Origin of the sequence: Ancylobacter mangrovi (assembly GCF_024752355.1) — a bacterium.
Taxonomy (GTDB): Bacteria; Pseudomonadota; Alphaproteobacteria; order Rhizobiales; family Xanthobacteraceae; genus Ancylobacter; species Ancylobacter mangrovi.
In genome coordinates this window covers 117,344-131,727 of record NZ_JANTHZ010000006.1, presented here as the reverse complement: position 1 = coordinate 131,727, position 14,384 = coordinate 117,344, and the positions used below count along the sequence as shown (strand labels likewise).

Below are 14,384 nucleotides of genomic sequence, written 5' to 3'. Positions count from 1 at the left end.
CTCAGAACGCGACCTGGTCCGCGCCCTTGAGCTGAAGGATCTCGCGCGCCTCGTCCGGGGAGGCGAGCTCGAGGCCCATGCCTTCGAGGATCTGTCGCGCCTTGCGCACCTGCGCGCCGCTGGAGGGGGCGAGCTCGCCCGGCCCGATCCACAGCGAATCCTCGAGGCCGACGCGCACATTCGCGCCCATCGAGGCGGCCATGGCGGCGACCCGGAGCTGCGAGGCGCCGGCCCCCAGCACCGACCAGCGGTACTGGTCGCCGAACAGCCGGTCGGCGGTGCGCTTCATGTGCATGATGTCCTCGGGGTGGGTGCCGATGCCGCCGAGGATGCCGAACACCGACTGCACGAACAGCGGCGGCTTGACGAGGCCGCGGTCGAGGAAGTGCTTGAGGTTGTACAGGTGGGCGATGTCGTAGCACTCGAACTCGAACCGGGTGCCGTTGTCGTAGCAGGTCTCGAGAATGTACTCGATGTCCTTGAACGAGTTGCGGAAAACCAGATCGCGCGTCGCCTCGAGATGCTGCCGCTCCCAGTCGTGCTTGAAGTCCTTGTAGCGGTCGAGCAGGTGGTAGAGGCCGAAATTGATCGAGCCCATGTTGAGCGAGGCGACCTCCGGCTTGTAGGTCGCGGCCGGCAGGACCCGCTCCTCGACCTTCATATAGGGGCTGCCGCCGGTGGTGATGTTGATGGCGGCGGAGGTCTGCTGCTTGATCTGCGGCAGGAAGCGGCCGAACGCCTCGGGCGTCTGGTCCGGCTTGCCGGTTTCGGGATTGCGGGCGTGCAGGTGAAGGATCGCCGCGCCGGCCTCGGCAGCGCCGATCGCGTCGGCGATGATCTCGTCCGGCGTGACCGGCAGGTGCGGCGACATGGAAGGGGTGTGGATCGCGCCCGTGCAGGCGCAGGTGACGATGACCTTGCGGGCAGTGGCCATGGATCGGCTCCGGGAATGAGCGGAAAGGGGACGGCGGCGCCGTGCCGCCGTCCTGCGGTGCGGTCCGGAACGCGGGCTACTTGATCGCCTGCGGGTTGATCGGCGAGCCGGTTCCCCCGGTGATGATGAGCGGCGGGCCGCAGAAGAAGAACTCGTAGACGCCGTCCTTCGCGCAGTCCTCGGCGAGCTCCTTCAGGTAGAAGATCTCGCCCATGCACAGGCCCATGGCCGGGATCACCACCCAGTGCCAGGGCTGGTTGGCGTCCGTGGTCTCGTTCGGCCGTACCTCGACGCCCCAGGTGTCGGAGCAGATCGCGGCGATCTCCTTCTCGTGGCACCAGTAGCAGTTCTCGAACTTCACGCCCGGCGCGTCGCCGCCGGCATAGCCGCCCCATTCGCCCTCGGCGAGACAGCGCTCCATCTGGCCGGTGCGGATGATGACGAAGTCGGCCTTGCGGATCTCGACTCCCTGCTTCTTCGCGCAGGCGTCGAGCTCGTCGTTCGAGATCGATTCGCCGTCCTGAAGCCAATCGACGCCGCGGAAGCGGGCGATGTCGAGCAGCACGCCGCGCCCGTTCATCTTTGCCCGCGAATGCTCGATGCCGAGCACGGACAGGCCGCGCGAGTCGATCAGCTTGGCGTCGTGGCCGTTATAGGCCTTGTCCTCGTAGAAGACGTGGCCCAGCGCGTCCCAGTGCGTCGCGCCCTGCACGCACAGGTGCAGCGTGTCGTCGGCGTAGCGGATCTTGTTCCAGTCCTGCTGCCCGCTCACCGCGTCGGTGCCGGTGGCGAGCATCTGGTGGATCGGGTTGAAGCGCCCGCCGAACAGCCCGTTCTGCGGGCCCTCGCGGTCCAGCGGGATGCCGAGCGAGAAGACGCGCCCGCTCTTGATGAGCTTGGCGGCGTCGACGATGTCCTGCGGGGTGACGTGGTTGAGCGTGCCGCTGTGATCGTCCTTGCCCCAGCGCCCCCAGTTCGAGAGCTTGCGGGAAGCTTCCGCGATTGCGTCGCGTCCGACGGTGATATCCATGGGTTTCCTCACTTTTTTCGGATTCTTTTGAGCCGGCGACAGGCCCGGCACGGCCGGGAAAGGCAGCGCCGCATGCCGATGCCGGCGGGCGGCGCCCAGATGGCGCGACGGGCTTTTCAACGCCGTCGAATTTGTTTATCGTCTGATAAATATCAGAACGAATGACCGGCTTTGTCAATCGTCAGATGAGCTCGAATCGCAGGGAGGGGGATGGCGCGGCGGGCGCCGGCGGGCAGGCGGGGCATCAGCGATCCTGATCGGCGCGATCAGAACTCATGGTTTCGCCGCGCGCCCGCGCCCTCGCTAGCGTCACCTAAGGACCGGAGGCGGAAAACGCCCCGGCAGACAATCGGGAGAGGAGACGTGCCATGACGGGTTCAAACGGGCCGGAGATCACGGATATCGTCGCGTCCGGCGACGCGCAGCTCGCCGCGCGGGTGGACGGCCCGGAGGGCCTGCCCTGGATCGTGCTTTCCAATTCGCTCGCGACCGACCTCACCATGTGGGACGACCAGATCCCGTTCCTCACAAAGGCCTACCGCGTGCTGCGCTACGATACGCGCGGCCATGGCCGCTCCAGTGCGCCGTCGGGACGCTATGATTTCGACATGCTGGTGGCGGACCTGGTGGCGGTGATGGACCATTTCGGCGTCGGCCGGGCCGATGTCCTCGGCCTCTCGCTCGGCGGCATGACGGCGCTCGGCCTCGGCCTCGCCCATCCCGGCCGGGTGGGGCGGCTGGTCTGCGCCGATGCGCGCGCCGATGCCCCGCCGCCCTTCGTGGCGGGCTGGGACCAGCGCATCGCCGCCGTGTCGGGGCACGGCATGGGCGCGGTGCTGGCGGGCACGATGGAGCGCTGGTTCACCGAGGCGACGCGGCAGGAGCGCCCCGGGGTGATCGACCGCGCCGCCCGCATGGTGCTGTCGACCTCGCCGGTCGGCTATATCGGCTGCGCCGAGGCGCTGAAGGGGCTCGACTATCTGCGCCGGCTGCCCGGCATGAAGCCGCCGGTGCTGTTCATCGGCGGCGCCGAGGACGGGGCCGCGCCGGCTGACGCCATGCGCGCCATGGCCGATGCGACGCCCGATGCGCGCTTCGAGGCGATCCCGGGCGCGGCGCACATCGCTAATATGGAGGACGTTGCCGGCTTCAATGCCCGGCTGGCGGATTTCCTCGACCTTTCCAGACAAGCTGCGGAGTCGGTTGCGTGACAGTTGAGACGAAGAAGGAGGCCGTCGGCATCGTCGGCCTCGGCATCATGGGCTCCGCCTATGCGAAGAACCTGCTGGAGCGCGGCTACGAGGTCGTCGGCACCGACGTCACCGAGCCCGCCATGGCGACGCTCACGGCGCAGGGCGGGCGCGCCGTCGGCTCGGCCCGCGAGGTGGCCGAGGGGGCCGATATCCTTCTGCTGGCGCTACCTTCGGTGAAGGCGCTGGAGATCGTGACCGCCGATCTCGCCGGCGCGCTGCGCCCGGGTGCGGTGGTGTGCGAGATGGGCACGCTGCCGATCGAGGCCAAGGAAGCCTGCCGCGCCGCTCTGGAGCCGAAGGGCGCCATCGTGCTGGACTGCCCCGTCAGCGGCACCGGCGCGCAGGCGGCGGTGCGCGACCTCGCCATCTATGCGAGCGGCGAAGAGGCGGGCTTCCGCAAGGTCGAGGCGGCCTTCGGCGCCTTTGCCCGCGACGTGCGCTACTGCGGCGGCTTCGGCACCGGCATCAAGCTCAAATACATCGCCAACCTTCTGGTGACGATCCACAACCTGTCGACCGCCGAGGCGCTGCTGCTGGCCGAGCGCTCGGGGCTCGACCTCAACCTCGTCTTCGACGCGATCCGCTCGGGTGCCGGCAATTCGCGCATGTTCGAGGTGCGCGCGCCGCTGATGATCGAGAACCGCTACGAGCCGGCGACGATGAAGCACGATATCTACATCAAGGATTTGCAGCTCATCATGGACTTCGCCCGCGAGATGCGCGCGCCGACCCCGCTGATGGCGGCGTGCCTGCCCTTCTACTTCGCCGCGCTCGCCGAAGGGCGGGGCAAGGAGGACACGGCCTCGCTCTTCGCCGTGCTCAAGGGCATGACCGAGCCGCGCGGCACGGAGGACTGAGCGATGGCTGATCTTTCGCTGGAACAGGCCGACATCATCGCCCGGGTGACGCTGGAGAAGGCGCGCGGGCTCGACGCCCAGCCGCTAACCGTGGTGGTGCTGGACGCGGGCGGGCACGTGAAGCTCGCCAAGAGGGAGGACGGCAGCGGGATCGTCCGCTTCGAGATCGCTTACGGCAAGGCGTGGGGCGCGCTCGGCATGGGCATTTCGAGCCGGGGCCTCGCCGCGCGGGCGGCGAAGATGGGCACCTTCTTCAACGCGCTGGCCGCGGCCTCGGACGGGCGCATGGTGCCGGTGCCGGGCGGCGTGCTGGTGCGCGACGCGGACAACCGGATCATCGGCGCGGTGGGCGTGAGCGGCGACACGTCGGACGTCGACGAGACCTGCGCGCTCGCCGGCATCGCGGCGGCCGGGCTCGTCGCCGATACCGAGGAGCGCTGAGCGGTGGGCGGCATGACGGGCGGGCGCATGCTCGCGGGACGCACGGCGCTGGTGACGGGCGCGGGCAAGGGCATCGGCCGGGCGACCGCACTGGCGCTGGCGCGGGAGGGCGCGCATGTCGTCGCCGTCGCGCGCACGGCCGGCGACCTCGAGACGCTGGCCGGAGAGGGCGACGGGCGCATCGAGCCCCTCGCCGCCGATGTGCGCGACGACGCCTTCCTTGCCCGGATCGAGGCGATGAGCGGGCTCGACATCCTCGTCAACAATGCCGGCGGCAACCGGCCCCGGATGATGGTCGACGTCGACGACGAGACGCTCGACTGGATGATCGACCTCAACATCCGCTCGGTCTATCGCGTCGCCCGCGCCGCGACGCGGGTGATGGGATCGGGCGGGGTCATCGTCAACATGTCCTCGCAGATGGGCCATGTCGGCTCGCCCAAGCGCACCGTGTACTGCATGAGCAAGCACGCGGTGGAGGGCCTGACTAAGGCGATGGCGGTGGAACTCGCTCCGCGCGGCATCCGCGTGGTGTCGATCGCGCCGACCTTCGTCATGACACCGATGACGAAGGGCATGTTCGAGGACCCCGAGTTCAAGCGGTTCGTCTACGACATGGTGCCGATGAACGATTTGCCGACGCCCGAGGACATCGCCGAGTCGATCCTCTACCTTGTGTCGCCCGCCGCGCGCTTCGTGACCGGCGACAGCCTGCGGGTCGATGGCGGCTGGACGGCGCGGTAGATGATCTCCCGCGCCGGGCCTCAGGCACGGAGCACCTTGCGCAGCGAGGCTTCGATCTGCCCGCCGCAATAGGCGTCGCCATAGTCCTTCCGGGCCCTGGCGGCGAGTTCGGCGAGCGCGGGCAGCTCGGCGACGCGCCGCGTCAGGGCGGCGGTCATCGGCGCGGCCTCGTCGAGCAGGGTGCCGATCGCGCCGAAGCGCTCGGTCATGGTGGACCAGAGGATGGCGGTCACGACGTCGGCGATGCCGGGCGCCTTGCCGCCGAGCAGGAAGCCGGACGTCTTCTTCAGCCCGTGGCGGCGTCCGGTCTCCTCCCAGAACGACATCCATTTCTTCAGGCGCGGGACGAACTCCTCCCAGCGGCTCTCGGTCCACATCAGCCGGCCGCCATCCAGCGTGATCTCGTCGATCACGTCGTTGGCGTCGTTGACGATCTTCATCGTCATGGCGCGCAGGGCCGGGCTGTCGGGCATCAGGTCCAGCGTCTCGCCGAGATAGAGGACGATGGCGGGCATCTGGGCGATGGCGAGGTCGGCCTTCCTGTCGACCAGCAGGGGCGGGCCCATGAAGGGCACCGGCATCTCGCGCGCCGGCTTGTCCATCAATTCGCCGATCGCGGCATCGCCGCCCTCGGTCCAGCTCTTCCCGGCATGGGCGAGCACGGCACGCACGAACTGGCCCCGGAAGGGGACGGACCAGTAATAGAGTTCGTAGTCGGACATTTCACGGATTCCCGGTCGCAGGATCGGTTTCGGCCGATAGCCTTAGCTAACGCAGGATCGCGCCCGGTCCAGCGCTGCCGGCACCGCCCGCGGCACTTTCGGGGCGAGGCCCGGCGGTTCCGCAGGGCCGCCGGGGAAGCATCGGCCCGCGCCATGTCGCGTGGATGAAGGCCGCCCGGCGACGACGGAGAGCCGCCGGGCGACCCTCCGGTCAGTTCTGGCGCACGCTGCTGGCGGTCTGGCCGAACAGCAGCTTCTTGCCTTCCTCCGTCACCGCCGGCTGGGCGGAGTAGGCGTCCGCCCGCGCATAGGCGCGCTGGGTGGCGGGACGCTCGCGGATGGCGTCGAACCAGCGGCGCAGATTGGTGAAGTCGTCGAGGTTCTGCTGCTGGCGCTTCCACGGCACGATCCACGGATAGCAGGCCATGTCGGCGATGGAGTAGTCGTCGCCGGCGATGAAGGCGCGCCCCTCCAGCCGGCGGTCGAGTACGCCGTAGAGCCGGTTGGTCTCGTTCACGTAGCGGTTGATGGCGTAGGGCAGCTTCTCGGGCGCGTAGACGCCGAAATGGTGGTTCTGCCCGGCCATCGGGCCGAGGCCGGCCATCTGCCAGAACAGCCATTCGAGCACGGTCTTGCGCCCGCGCGTGTCGGCGGGAAGGAAGCGGCCGGTCTTCTCGGCGAGATAGACCAGGATCGCCCCGGATTCGAACACCGTGATCGGCTCGCCGCCATCGGCCGGGTGCAGGTCGATGATGGCGGGCATGCGGTTGTTCGGCGAGAAGGCCAGGAATTCCGGCTTGAACTGGTCGCCGGCGCTGATGTTGACGGGGTGGATGGTGTAGTCCAGCCCCGCTTCCTCCAGGAACATCGTGATCTTGTGGCCGTTCGGCGTCGGCCAGTAATAGAGTTCGATCATCTCGCTCACTCGCTTGTCGTGATGGGCGCTTGCGGCGGGGTCGTCAGAGCGCGGAATGGTCGCGTACCGCCTCCTCGAGCGCCGGCTTCAGGCCGAGGAAGCGCTCGTCGACGGCGGCGGGATCGTCGCGGTTCATGGCGATCATCCTGGCGCGCGCCTCGCCGCCGCGGATCACCTCGAAGGCGCCCGCCTCCATGCCCTCGACGATGGCGTCGGCGACCGCCGAGGCCGGCTCGCGGGAGAAGCCGAGCTCCGGTCCGGCGCGGTTCGAGGCCATCATCGGCGTCTCGGTCGCGCCGGGATAGGCGGTCATGACGTGGATTCCCTCGCCCTTCAGCTCGCGCCGCAGCGCCTCGCCGAAGCGGGCGAGGCCGGCCTTCACCGCGGCATAGCTCGCATAGAAGGGCGCGCCGATCAGCGCGATGCCCGAGGCGACGTTGACCACCATGGCGTCGCCGCCGGCCCGCAGCGCGGGAAGGGCGGCGCGGGTGAGAAGGATCGGTGCCAGCAGGTCGACCGTCACCATCGCCTCGATCTCGGCCTCCGAGGTGTTCTCGAGCCGGCCCGCGCGCACCCCACCGGCATTGTTGACGAGGATGTCGAGCCCGCCCAGCGTGTCGAGCGCCTGCTTCAGCGTCGCCCCCCGTCCCTCGGCGGTGCCGACATCGGCGGCGACGCCATGGACCTCGCCGCCGGTCTTCCTCAACTCGTCCACGGCGGCGGCGAGCGTGTCCGGCCGCCGGCCGGTGACGACCACCTTCGCACCCTTGCCGAGGAGCACCCGGGCGATGGCGAGGCCGATGCCGCTGGAGCCGCCGGTGACGAGGACCTTCTTGTCCCTGAGCTGCATGACGGCCTCCTCACGCCACCGGCGACGGGTGGTAGTTGGACGGGAAGAGCGCGCGCTTGGTCTCCTCGTCATTGACCTTCTTGAAGTCGTGGCCGGCGCCGACCTGCCGCGCGCGGGCGACGGCCGGGCGCGCGTCCACCGTCTCGAACAGCCGCTTGAGATTGGGATAGGGGCCGAGCGGGTCCTCCTCGCCCTTGCGCACGCGCGAGGCCCGGTCGAGCCAACCCCAGGCCGAGATGTCGGCGATGGTGTAGCTGTCGCCGACGATGTGGTCGCGCCCTTCCAGATGGTCGTTCAGCACCTGGTAGTGGCGCTCGGCCTCGCGGCGGTAGCGGTTGCGCGCATAGACCGCGTCTTCCGGCGCCGCGAACTGGAAGTGCACCGACTGGCCGGAGAACGGGCCGAGCCCGGAAGCGAGGAACATCAGCCAGGACAACAGCTCGGGCCGGTCGGCCGGCGCGCCCAGCAGCTTGCCGGTCTTCTCCGCGAGGTAGAGGAGGATCGCGGTGGAATCGAACACGCGCGTCTCCTTGCCCCCCGGACCCTCGGTGTCGACGATGGCGGGCACCTTGCCGTTCGGGTTGATGGCGCGGAAGGCGGGCGCGTGCTGCTCGCCCTTGCTCGTGTCGACCGGGACGACCTCGTAGGGCAGGCCCGTCTCCTCCAGGAAGAGCGCGACCTTGGCGGGGTTCGGCGTGGGGTGGAAATAGAAGCGGATCATGGGCGTCTCCTCGGATCAGGTGGATGGGGACGTGCGCCGGTCCGGCGTCGGCCGGGCGGCCAGCAGCACGCCGGCGACGATGACGGCGATGGCGAGGGCTTCGGGAAGGCTCGGCACCTCGCCGAGAATCGGCACCGCCAGCAGCGAGGCGACCGCCGGCAGCAGGGCGATGATGGCGGTGGCGGCGCTGGAGCCGAGCAGGGCAACCGAGCGGTTGAAGGTGATGATGGCGACGCCGCTCATCAGCACGCCCTGATAGACGACCTGCAGCGCGATCTCGCCCGCCGAGGCATCGGAAAAGCGGCTGAGGCCGAGCAGCCAGTAGGCGGGAACGAACAGCACCGCCGACCAGACGCAGATCAGCGCCGCCGACTGGATCGGGTTCAGCCCGCTGCGGCGATAGAGCAGCGTGTAGGTGGCCCACATGGCGGCGGCGAGCGCGAGTGCGCCGAGGCCGGCGGGGCTCGGCGCACCGTGGACCGCCGCGCCGGCGGCGACGAGGGCCGCCATGCCGGCGACGATGGCGCCGTAGCCCACCCAGCGGGCGCGCCCCTGCCGTTCGCGCAGGAAGGCCCAGGCGAAGACCCCGGCGAAGACCGGCATCAGGGCGGGGGTGATCGACGCCGCCTGCGCGGCCGTGGTCAGGCGAAGGCCCAGCGCCACCAGCAGCACGAAGGGCATGCCCCACAGCAGCATGAAGACGAGGCCCTCGCCCCAGGCGGCGAGCGGCAGCGTGCGGCCGGGGCGCAGCACGGCGGGCGCGAGCAGCACCGCGCCGATGCCGAAGCGCAGGGCGGTGATGTCCCAGATCCTGAGCTCGCGCGTGACGCTGAAGCGCGTGACTACGAACCAGCCGGAGAAGATGGTCACCGTCAGCGCCGCCCAGCCGAAGCCGATGAGCAGCGACCGGCTCAGGCGCGGCGCCCGGGCGGACGTACCCGCCTCCCTGTCACGCGGCAGCGCGTCGTCCGCGTTCATCGGGCGCCGTCGCCGGCCACGCGGACGAGTTCCGCGTCGAAGACGGCGGTCGGTCGGTTGCGTTCCATGGTGATCGTCCTTCCGGCCCGCTCCGGTGGCTCGAGGCGCCCTGGGCGGCCCTGGTGCGGCGCAGCGCGGCCGTCACCTTGAGTTTTAGTACGTTTATTCTAGAATGCATGCTCGCGCGGAAGCTGGCAAGATGCCGCGAGCGAAGGCGAGCGGGTGAAGGGATGGCGAGGCCGAGGGAATTCGACGAGCAGACGGTGCTGGAGGCGGCGGTGCGGTGCTTCTGGCACCGGGGCTACGACTCCACCTCGGTCAGGGACCTGGTGGAGAGCACCGGCATCACCGCCGCGAGCCTCTACAACGCGTTCGGCGACAAGCGTGCGCTCTATCGCAGGGCGCTCGACCACTACATCGAGAGCAGCATCGCCGACCGCATCGAGCGCTGCGAGACGCTGGCGCCGCGCGCGGCGATCGCGGCCTTCTTCGAGGAGATCGTGGCCCGCTCGCTCGGCGACCACGAGCACAAGGGCTGCATGCTGGTGAACGCGGCGCTCGAGGTGGCGCCGCACGATCCCGGCTTCCGCAAGCTGGTCGCCGACATGCTGGTCCATATCGAGGACTTCTTCCTCGACCGCGTGAGGGCCGGACAGGCCGACGGCACGATCACGCGCGCGCAGCCGGCGGAGATGCTGGCCCGCCACCTGCTCGGCGTGCTGATGGGCGTGCGCGTGCTCGCCCGCGTGCGGCCCGAGCGGGCGCTGCTGGAGGGCGTCGTCGCGCCGGCGCTGGCGCTGCTCGCCGTCACCGGAGGGCAGGGCGAGGACGCCGCGGCCCGCCCCCAGTGAGAACGGGCCGGCGCCCCCCTTTCAGGCCAGCCTTGCTCAGAACAGGCTCTTGCCGCGCAGATTGGTGCGGGCGAGCTCCATTACCTCGTCGCCGCGCCCGTTCATGATCGCCTTCATCAGGAACAGGCTGAAGCCCTTGGCCTGTTCGAGCTGGATCTTCGGCGGCATGGCGAGCTCCTGCTTGGCGGTCACCACGTCGACCAGCACCGGGCCGTCATGCGCCAGTGCCTCCTTCAGCCCGTCCTCCAGCGCGGCGGGCTGCTCGATGCGGATGCCGCGCAGGCCGATCGCCTCCGCCATCGCGGCGAAGTTCGGGTTGTCTAGGCTGGTGTTGCTGTCGAGATAGCCCGCCGCCTTCATCTCCATGGCGACGAAGCCGAGCACGCCGTTGTTCAGCACGACGATCTTCACCGGCAGGTCGAGCTGGCGCAGCGACAGCACGTCGCCCATCAGCATGGAGAATCCGCCATCGCCGGAGAGCGAGATCACCTGCCGCGCGGGGAAGGCGGCCTGCGCGCCGAGCGCCTGCGGCATCGCATTGGCCATCGAGCCGTGGTTGAAGGAGCCGATCAGCCGGCGCCTGCCGTTCATCTTCAGGTAGCGCGCCGCCCAGACGGTCGGGGTGCCGACATCGGCGGTGAAGATCGCGTCCTCCGCCGCCAGCTCGCTCACCAGCCGCACCAGATGCTGGGGGTGGATGCGGCGGTCGTCGGCTTTCGGGTAGGCCAGCGCGTCGAGGCCCTTGCGGGCGTCGGCGTAGTGGGCGCGGGCATTGTCGAGGAAGCCGCGCTCGCCCTTGCGCTTGAGGCGCGGGTGCAGCGCCTTCAGCGTCGCGCCGATGTCGCCGACGAGGCCGAGCGCGACCGGCGCGCGGCGCCCGATGGCCTCGGGCCGGATGTCGATCTGGGCGATCTTCGCCTTCGTCGGATAGAAGTTGCGGTAGGGGAAATCGGTGCCGAGCAGCAGCAGCGTGTCGCAGTTCTCCATCGCGTGGTAGCCGGAGGAGAAGCCGATCAGCCCGGTCATGCCGACGTCGAACGGGTTGTCCCATTCGACATGCTCCTTGCCGCGCAGCGCATGGACCACGGGCGCGCCCAGCGTCTCCGCCAGCGCCACCACCTCGTCATGGGCGCCCGCGCAGCCGCTGCCGCACATCAGGGTGACGGCCTGTGCGCCATCGAGCAGCCCGGCGAGCCGGTCGAGATCCGCGTCGGCGGGCAGGACCACCGGCGGCGCGGCGGGCGCGATCCGCTCGGTGGCGCCGGCCGGGGCGGGCTTCAGCGAGACGTCGCCGGGCAGCACGATGACGGCGACGCCGCGGCGCCCGATGGCGGTGCGGATCGCGGTCTCCAGCACGCGCGGGAGCTGTTCCGGGTTGCTGACCAGCTCCACATAATGGCTGCACTCGCGGAACAGCTCCTGCGGGTGGGTCTCCTGGAAATAATGCAGCCCGACCTCGGAGGAGGGGATGTGGGAGGCGATCGCCAGCACCGGCACATGATTGCGGTGGCAGTCGAACAAGCCGTTGATGAGATGGAGGTTTCCGGGCCCGCAGCTTCCCGCGCAGACGGCGAGATTGCCGGTCGCGGCCGCCTCGGCCCCGGCCGCGAAGGCGCCCGTCTCCTCATGGCGCACATGCATCCAGCGGATGCTCCCGAGGCGGCGCAGGCTGTCGTTGAAGCCGTTGAGGCTGTCGCCCGTCACGCCCCAGATGCGTTCGACGCCGATCTCGGCGAGCGTGCTGGCGATGAAGTCGGCGCAGGTCGGTGCGGGCATGTCACTCTCGCTTCCAGTTTTGCTTTGCCGGCGCACTATAGGGCGGCCGGACGACACGTCCGCCGGGCGACGCGATGCCGGCATGGTGCCGAACGGCCGGCCCCGGCGGTGACTCCGGGCCCGACAATGCCTGTCTAGCGGAGAGAGGTCGAGCCGGGACGGGCGCCAGGAACGTGCGCTCCCGACCTCGCGCCGGCGGCCGAGGGTACGCGCCGCCGGTGCGGCGAGGAGGCCCGGGCGTCGGAAATCGCCTATGGCGCCTTCACATGCTCCTGCCGGAAGCCGAGGCCGATCAGCCGGCCGGAGAGGTGGGCGAGGATCGGCCAGCGGGCGATCCAGCGCATGAAGGCGGGCGGGCCGCTGCGCGCGGGCGCCGGCTCGACCCTGTTTCCGTGGCCCTCTCCTTCGCGCTTGCGCCGGTCGCGGCGCATCATGAGCTGGAGCTTCTGCGTCGCCCTGGTCGGGAAGCTGCGGCGCGATTCGACCGCGGCGAGGTCGCGCTCGCTCAGCGTGCCGTCGCGCAGCGGCCGGGCGAGGATGTTCGCGGCCGCCACCGCGTCCTGGATGGCAAGGTTCACGCCGAATCCGCCGATCGGCGACATGGCGTGGGCGGCGTCGCCGATGCACAGCACGCCCGGCCGCCACCAGCGCTTCAGCCGGTCGATCCGCACGCTGAGCAGGTGCACGTCGGCCCAGTCGCGGATCTCCTCCATGCGCGAGGCGGGCAGGGGCGAGACCTGCGCGACCGCCGCCCGCAGGGCGTCGAGACCGGCTTCCCTGACCTCGGCGAAGCTGCCCTTGCGCACCACGTAGCCGCACTGCCAGTAGTCGCCGCGATCGACCATCACGAAGCCCTGCCGCGGGCCGCCATGGCCCATCGTGTAGGGCGGATCGTCCGGCTGGTGAGAGAGCTTCATCCACAGCACGTCGCTCGGGCTGCCGAAGCTTTCCACCTCCAGCCCCGCCTTTTCCCGCACCACGGAGTGGCGCCCGTCCGCGCCGACGACGAGCGCGGCGCGCACCGTCAGATCGCCATCCGGCGTGCGGGCGACGAGGCCGACGACCTTCCCCGATTCGTCAATGATGTCTGTCACTTCGGCCTGGATGATGAGACGGAAATTCGGGTGCCGCGCGGCCTCGCGGGCGACATAATCGAGGAACTCCCATTGCGGCATGAAGGCGATGAAGCGGCACTGCGTGGGCAGGCGCGAGAAGTCGGCGATGGTGATGTCGCGCCCGCCGATCTCGGCGTGCAGCCGCGGCGCTTCGGTGTGCGGAAGCGCGAGCAGCCCCTCGAGCAGGCCAAGCTCGCGCATGATCTCCAGCGTCGAGGGATGGATGGTGTCGCCGCGAAAGTCGCGCAGGAAGTCGCCGTGCTTTTCCAGCACCGTGACGTCGACCCCGGCGCGTGCCAGCAGCAGGCCGAGCATGAGCCCTCCGGGCCCGGCGCCGACGATGGCGCAACCTGTCTCGATATCAGCCATGCCCTGCCTCCTTACCGCATTCCGGGTCTTTCCTCGAGCCGCCGTCCGTACGCTCCGTTCCGGCCGATGGCGGCCGGCGGACGCTACGGGAAACGTTCGCGCCCGGCGATCGGGTGAAGAACCTACGGTCGGGCGAGGTGGGATATTTCGACGCAAGCGCCGCGCGAAAACAATGTTGCCGGCGGCAAGCATCGGCCGGGGCGACGTCCGGTCGCGGAAGGATTCCGGGCGCCGGGCGGCTTCATCGTCCGCGACGAAATGCGCCGCGACATGGACCTATGTCGGGGCTGGACCTTTTTTCGTCTAGCATCATTCTAAGTGTTCGGCGGCGCTGCGAGCTGCCTGACAAGTTCCGTACAAGCCCCGTCATAAGGGCGCCACGAACGATCTCTGCCTGGAAGGACGCCATGAATCGCTACATCACAGCCGCCGCCCTGCTTGTGCTGGGCACGACCGCCGCTCTTGCCCAGAGCCCCGAGGCCGGCGACGCCGACAAGGGCGCCAAGGTCTTCCGTAAATGCATGGCCTGCCATGCCATCGGCGAGAACGCCAAGAACAAGGTCGGCCCCGAGCTCAACGGCGTCGTCGGGCGGAAGATGGGCTCGATCGAGGGCTTCAGCTATTCCGACACGCTGAAGGAGCACAACGCCAAGGGCGATGTGTGGACCGCCGAGGTGCTCAACTCCTATCTCGAAAACCCCAAGGGCTTCATGCCGGGGGTCAAGATGGTCTTCGCCGGGCTGCCCAAGGAGTCCGACCGCGTGAACATCATCGCCTACCTGTCCAGCTTCAACGCGGATGGTACGCCGAAGAAGTAGCCGCCGCGG

Annotated in this window: 15 protein-coding genes; 6 read left to right on the top strand and 9 right to left on the bottom strand. The window is 69.6% G+C overall.

Annotated features, from left to right (window positions below):
- Position 1: 1 nt before the first annotated feature.
- On the bottom strand, positions 2-934 hold the full coding sequence (kce, locus tag NVS89_RS14280; RefSeq protein WP_258733425.1) for a 3,5-dioxohexanoate:acetyl-CoA acetone transferase: 933 nt from the start codon (positions 932-934) through the stop codon (positions 2-4).
- A 76-nt stretch (positions 935-1,010) separates the two neighbouring features.
- Positions 1,011-1,964, bottom strand: coding sequence for a cyclase family protein (locus NVS89_RS14275; RefSeq protein WP_258733424.1), 954 nt, complete (start codon positions 1,962-1,964; stop codon positions 1,011-1,013).
- 368 nt (positions 1,965-2,332) lie between these two features.
- Here NVS89_RS14275 and NVS89_RS14270 point away from each other — a divergent pair, with 368 nt between their 5' ends.
- Genes NVS89_RS14270 through NVS89_RS14255 form a run of 4 tightly spaced genes read left to right on the top strand, consistent with a single transcriptional unit; the run spans position 2,333 to position 5,259 of the window.
- Positions 2,333-3,175, top strand: coding sequence for an alpha/beta fold hydrolase (locus NVS89_RS14270; protein ID WP_258733423.1), 843 nt, complete (start codon positions 2,333-2,335; stop codon positions 3,173-3,175).
- The gene (locus tag NVS89_RS14265; protein ID WP_258733422.1) at positions 3,172-4,074 is read left to right on the top strand and encodes an NAD(P)-dependent oxidoreductase; all 903 of its coding nucleotides are present in this window, start codon (positions 3,172-3,174) and stop codon (positions 4,072-4,074) included. The genes NVS89_RS14270 and NVS89_RS14265 overlap by 4 nt, the downstream gene beginning before the upstream one ends.
- 3 nt (positions 4,075-4,077) lie before the next feature.
- Positions 4,078-4,515: a GlcG/HbpS family heme-binding protein gene (locus NVS89_RS14260; RefSeq protein WP_258733421.1), complete on the top strand. Its 438-nt coding sequence runs from the start codon at positions 4,078-4,080 to the stop codon at positions 4,513-4,515.
- A 12-nt stretch (positions 4,516-4,527) separates the two neighbouring features.
- Positions 4,528-5,259 carry an SDR family NAD(P)-dependent oxidoreductase gene (locus NVS89_RS14255; RefSeq protein ID WP_258733587.1) on the top strand — a complete coding sequence of 244 codons (732 nt, stop codon included), beginning with the start codon at positions 4,528-4,530 and terminating at the stop codon, positions 5,257-5,259.
- Positions 5,260-5,279: 20 nt separating this feature from the next.
- Here the strand turns inward: NVS89_RS14255 and gst are convergent, their stop codons facing one another.
- From gst to NVS89_RS14230, 5 genes are all read right to left on the bottom strand, one after another.
- Complete coding sequence (gene gst / locus NVS89_RS14250; RefSeq protein WP_258733420.1) at positions 5,280-5,981, bottom strand: glutathione transferase, Atu5508 family; 702 nt, start codon at positions 5,979-5,981, stop codon at positions 5,280-5,282.
- A 211-nt stretch (positions 5,982-6,192) separates the two neighbouring features.
- A complete protein-coding gene (locus tag NVS89_RS14245; RefSeq protein WP_258733586.1) occupies positions 6,193-6,897 on the bottom strand; it encodes a glutathione binding-like protein in 705 nt (234 codons plus the stop codon).
- A 43-nt stretch (positions 6,898-6,940) separates the two neighbouring features.
- Positions 6,941-7,747, bottom strand: coding sequence for an SDR family NAD(P)-dependent oxidoreductase (locus tag NVS89_RS14240; RefSeq protein ID WP_258733419.1), 807 nt, complete (start codon positions 7,745-7,747; stop codon positions 6,941-6,943).
- Positions 7,748-7,757: 10 nt separating this feature from the next.
- Entirely contained in the window at positions 7,758-8,468 is a 711-nt protein-coding gene (locus tag NVS89_RS14235; RefSeq protein WP_258733418.1) for a glutathione S-transferase family protein, read from the bottom strand.
- A gap of 15 nt (positions 8,469-8,483) precedes the next feature.
- Positions 8,484-9,446 carry a DMT family transporter gene (locus tag NVS89_RS14230; protein WP_258733417.1) on the bottom strand — a complete coding sequence of 321 codons (963 nt, stop codon included), beginning with the start codon at positions 9,444-9,446 and terminating at the stop codon, positions 8,484-8,486.
- 230 nt (positions 9,447-9,676) lie between these two features.
- On the opposite strand from NVS89_RS14230, the gene NVS89_RS14225 reads away from it, so the two are divergent.
- Positions 9,677-10,297 (top strand): TetR/AcrR family transcriptional regulator, encoded by a 621-nt coding sequence (locus tag NVS89_RS14225; protein ID WP_258733416.1) that lies wholly within the window; start codon positions 9,677-9,679, stop codon positions 10,295-10,297.
- A gap of 36 nt (positions 10,298-10,333) precedes the next feature.
- On the opposite strand, the gene poxB is transcribed toward NVS89_RS14225, so the two are convergent.
- On the bottom strand, positions 10,334-12,073 hold the full coding sequence (gene poxB, locus NVS89_RS14220) for a ubiquinone-dependent pyruvate dehydrogenase (protein WP_258733415.1): 1,740 nt from the start codon (positions 12,071-12,073) through the stop codon (positions 10,334-10,336).
- A gap of 251 nt (positions 12,074-12,324) precedes the next feature.
- Complete coding sequence (locus NVS89_RS14215; protein WP_258733414.1) at positions 12,325-13,557, bottom strand: FAD-dependent oxidoreductase; 1,233 nt, start codon at positions 13,555-13,557, stop codon at positions 12,325-12,327.
- A gap of 407 nt (positions 13,558-13,964) precedes the next feature.
- Here NVS89_RS14215 and NVS89_RS14210 point away from each other — a divergent pair, with 407 nt between their 5' ends.
- Complete coding sequence (locus NVS89_RS14210) at positions 13,965-14,375, top strand: c-type cytochrome (RefSeq protein ID WP_258733413.1); 411 nt, start codon at positions 13,965-13,967, stop codon at positions 14,373-14,375.
- Positions 14,376-14,384: the final 9 nt, after the last annotated feature.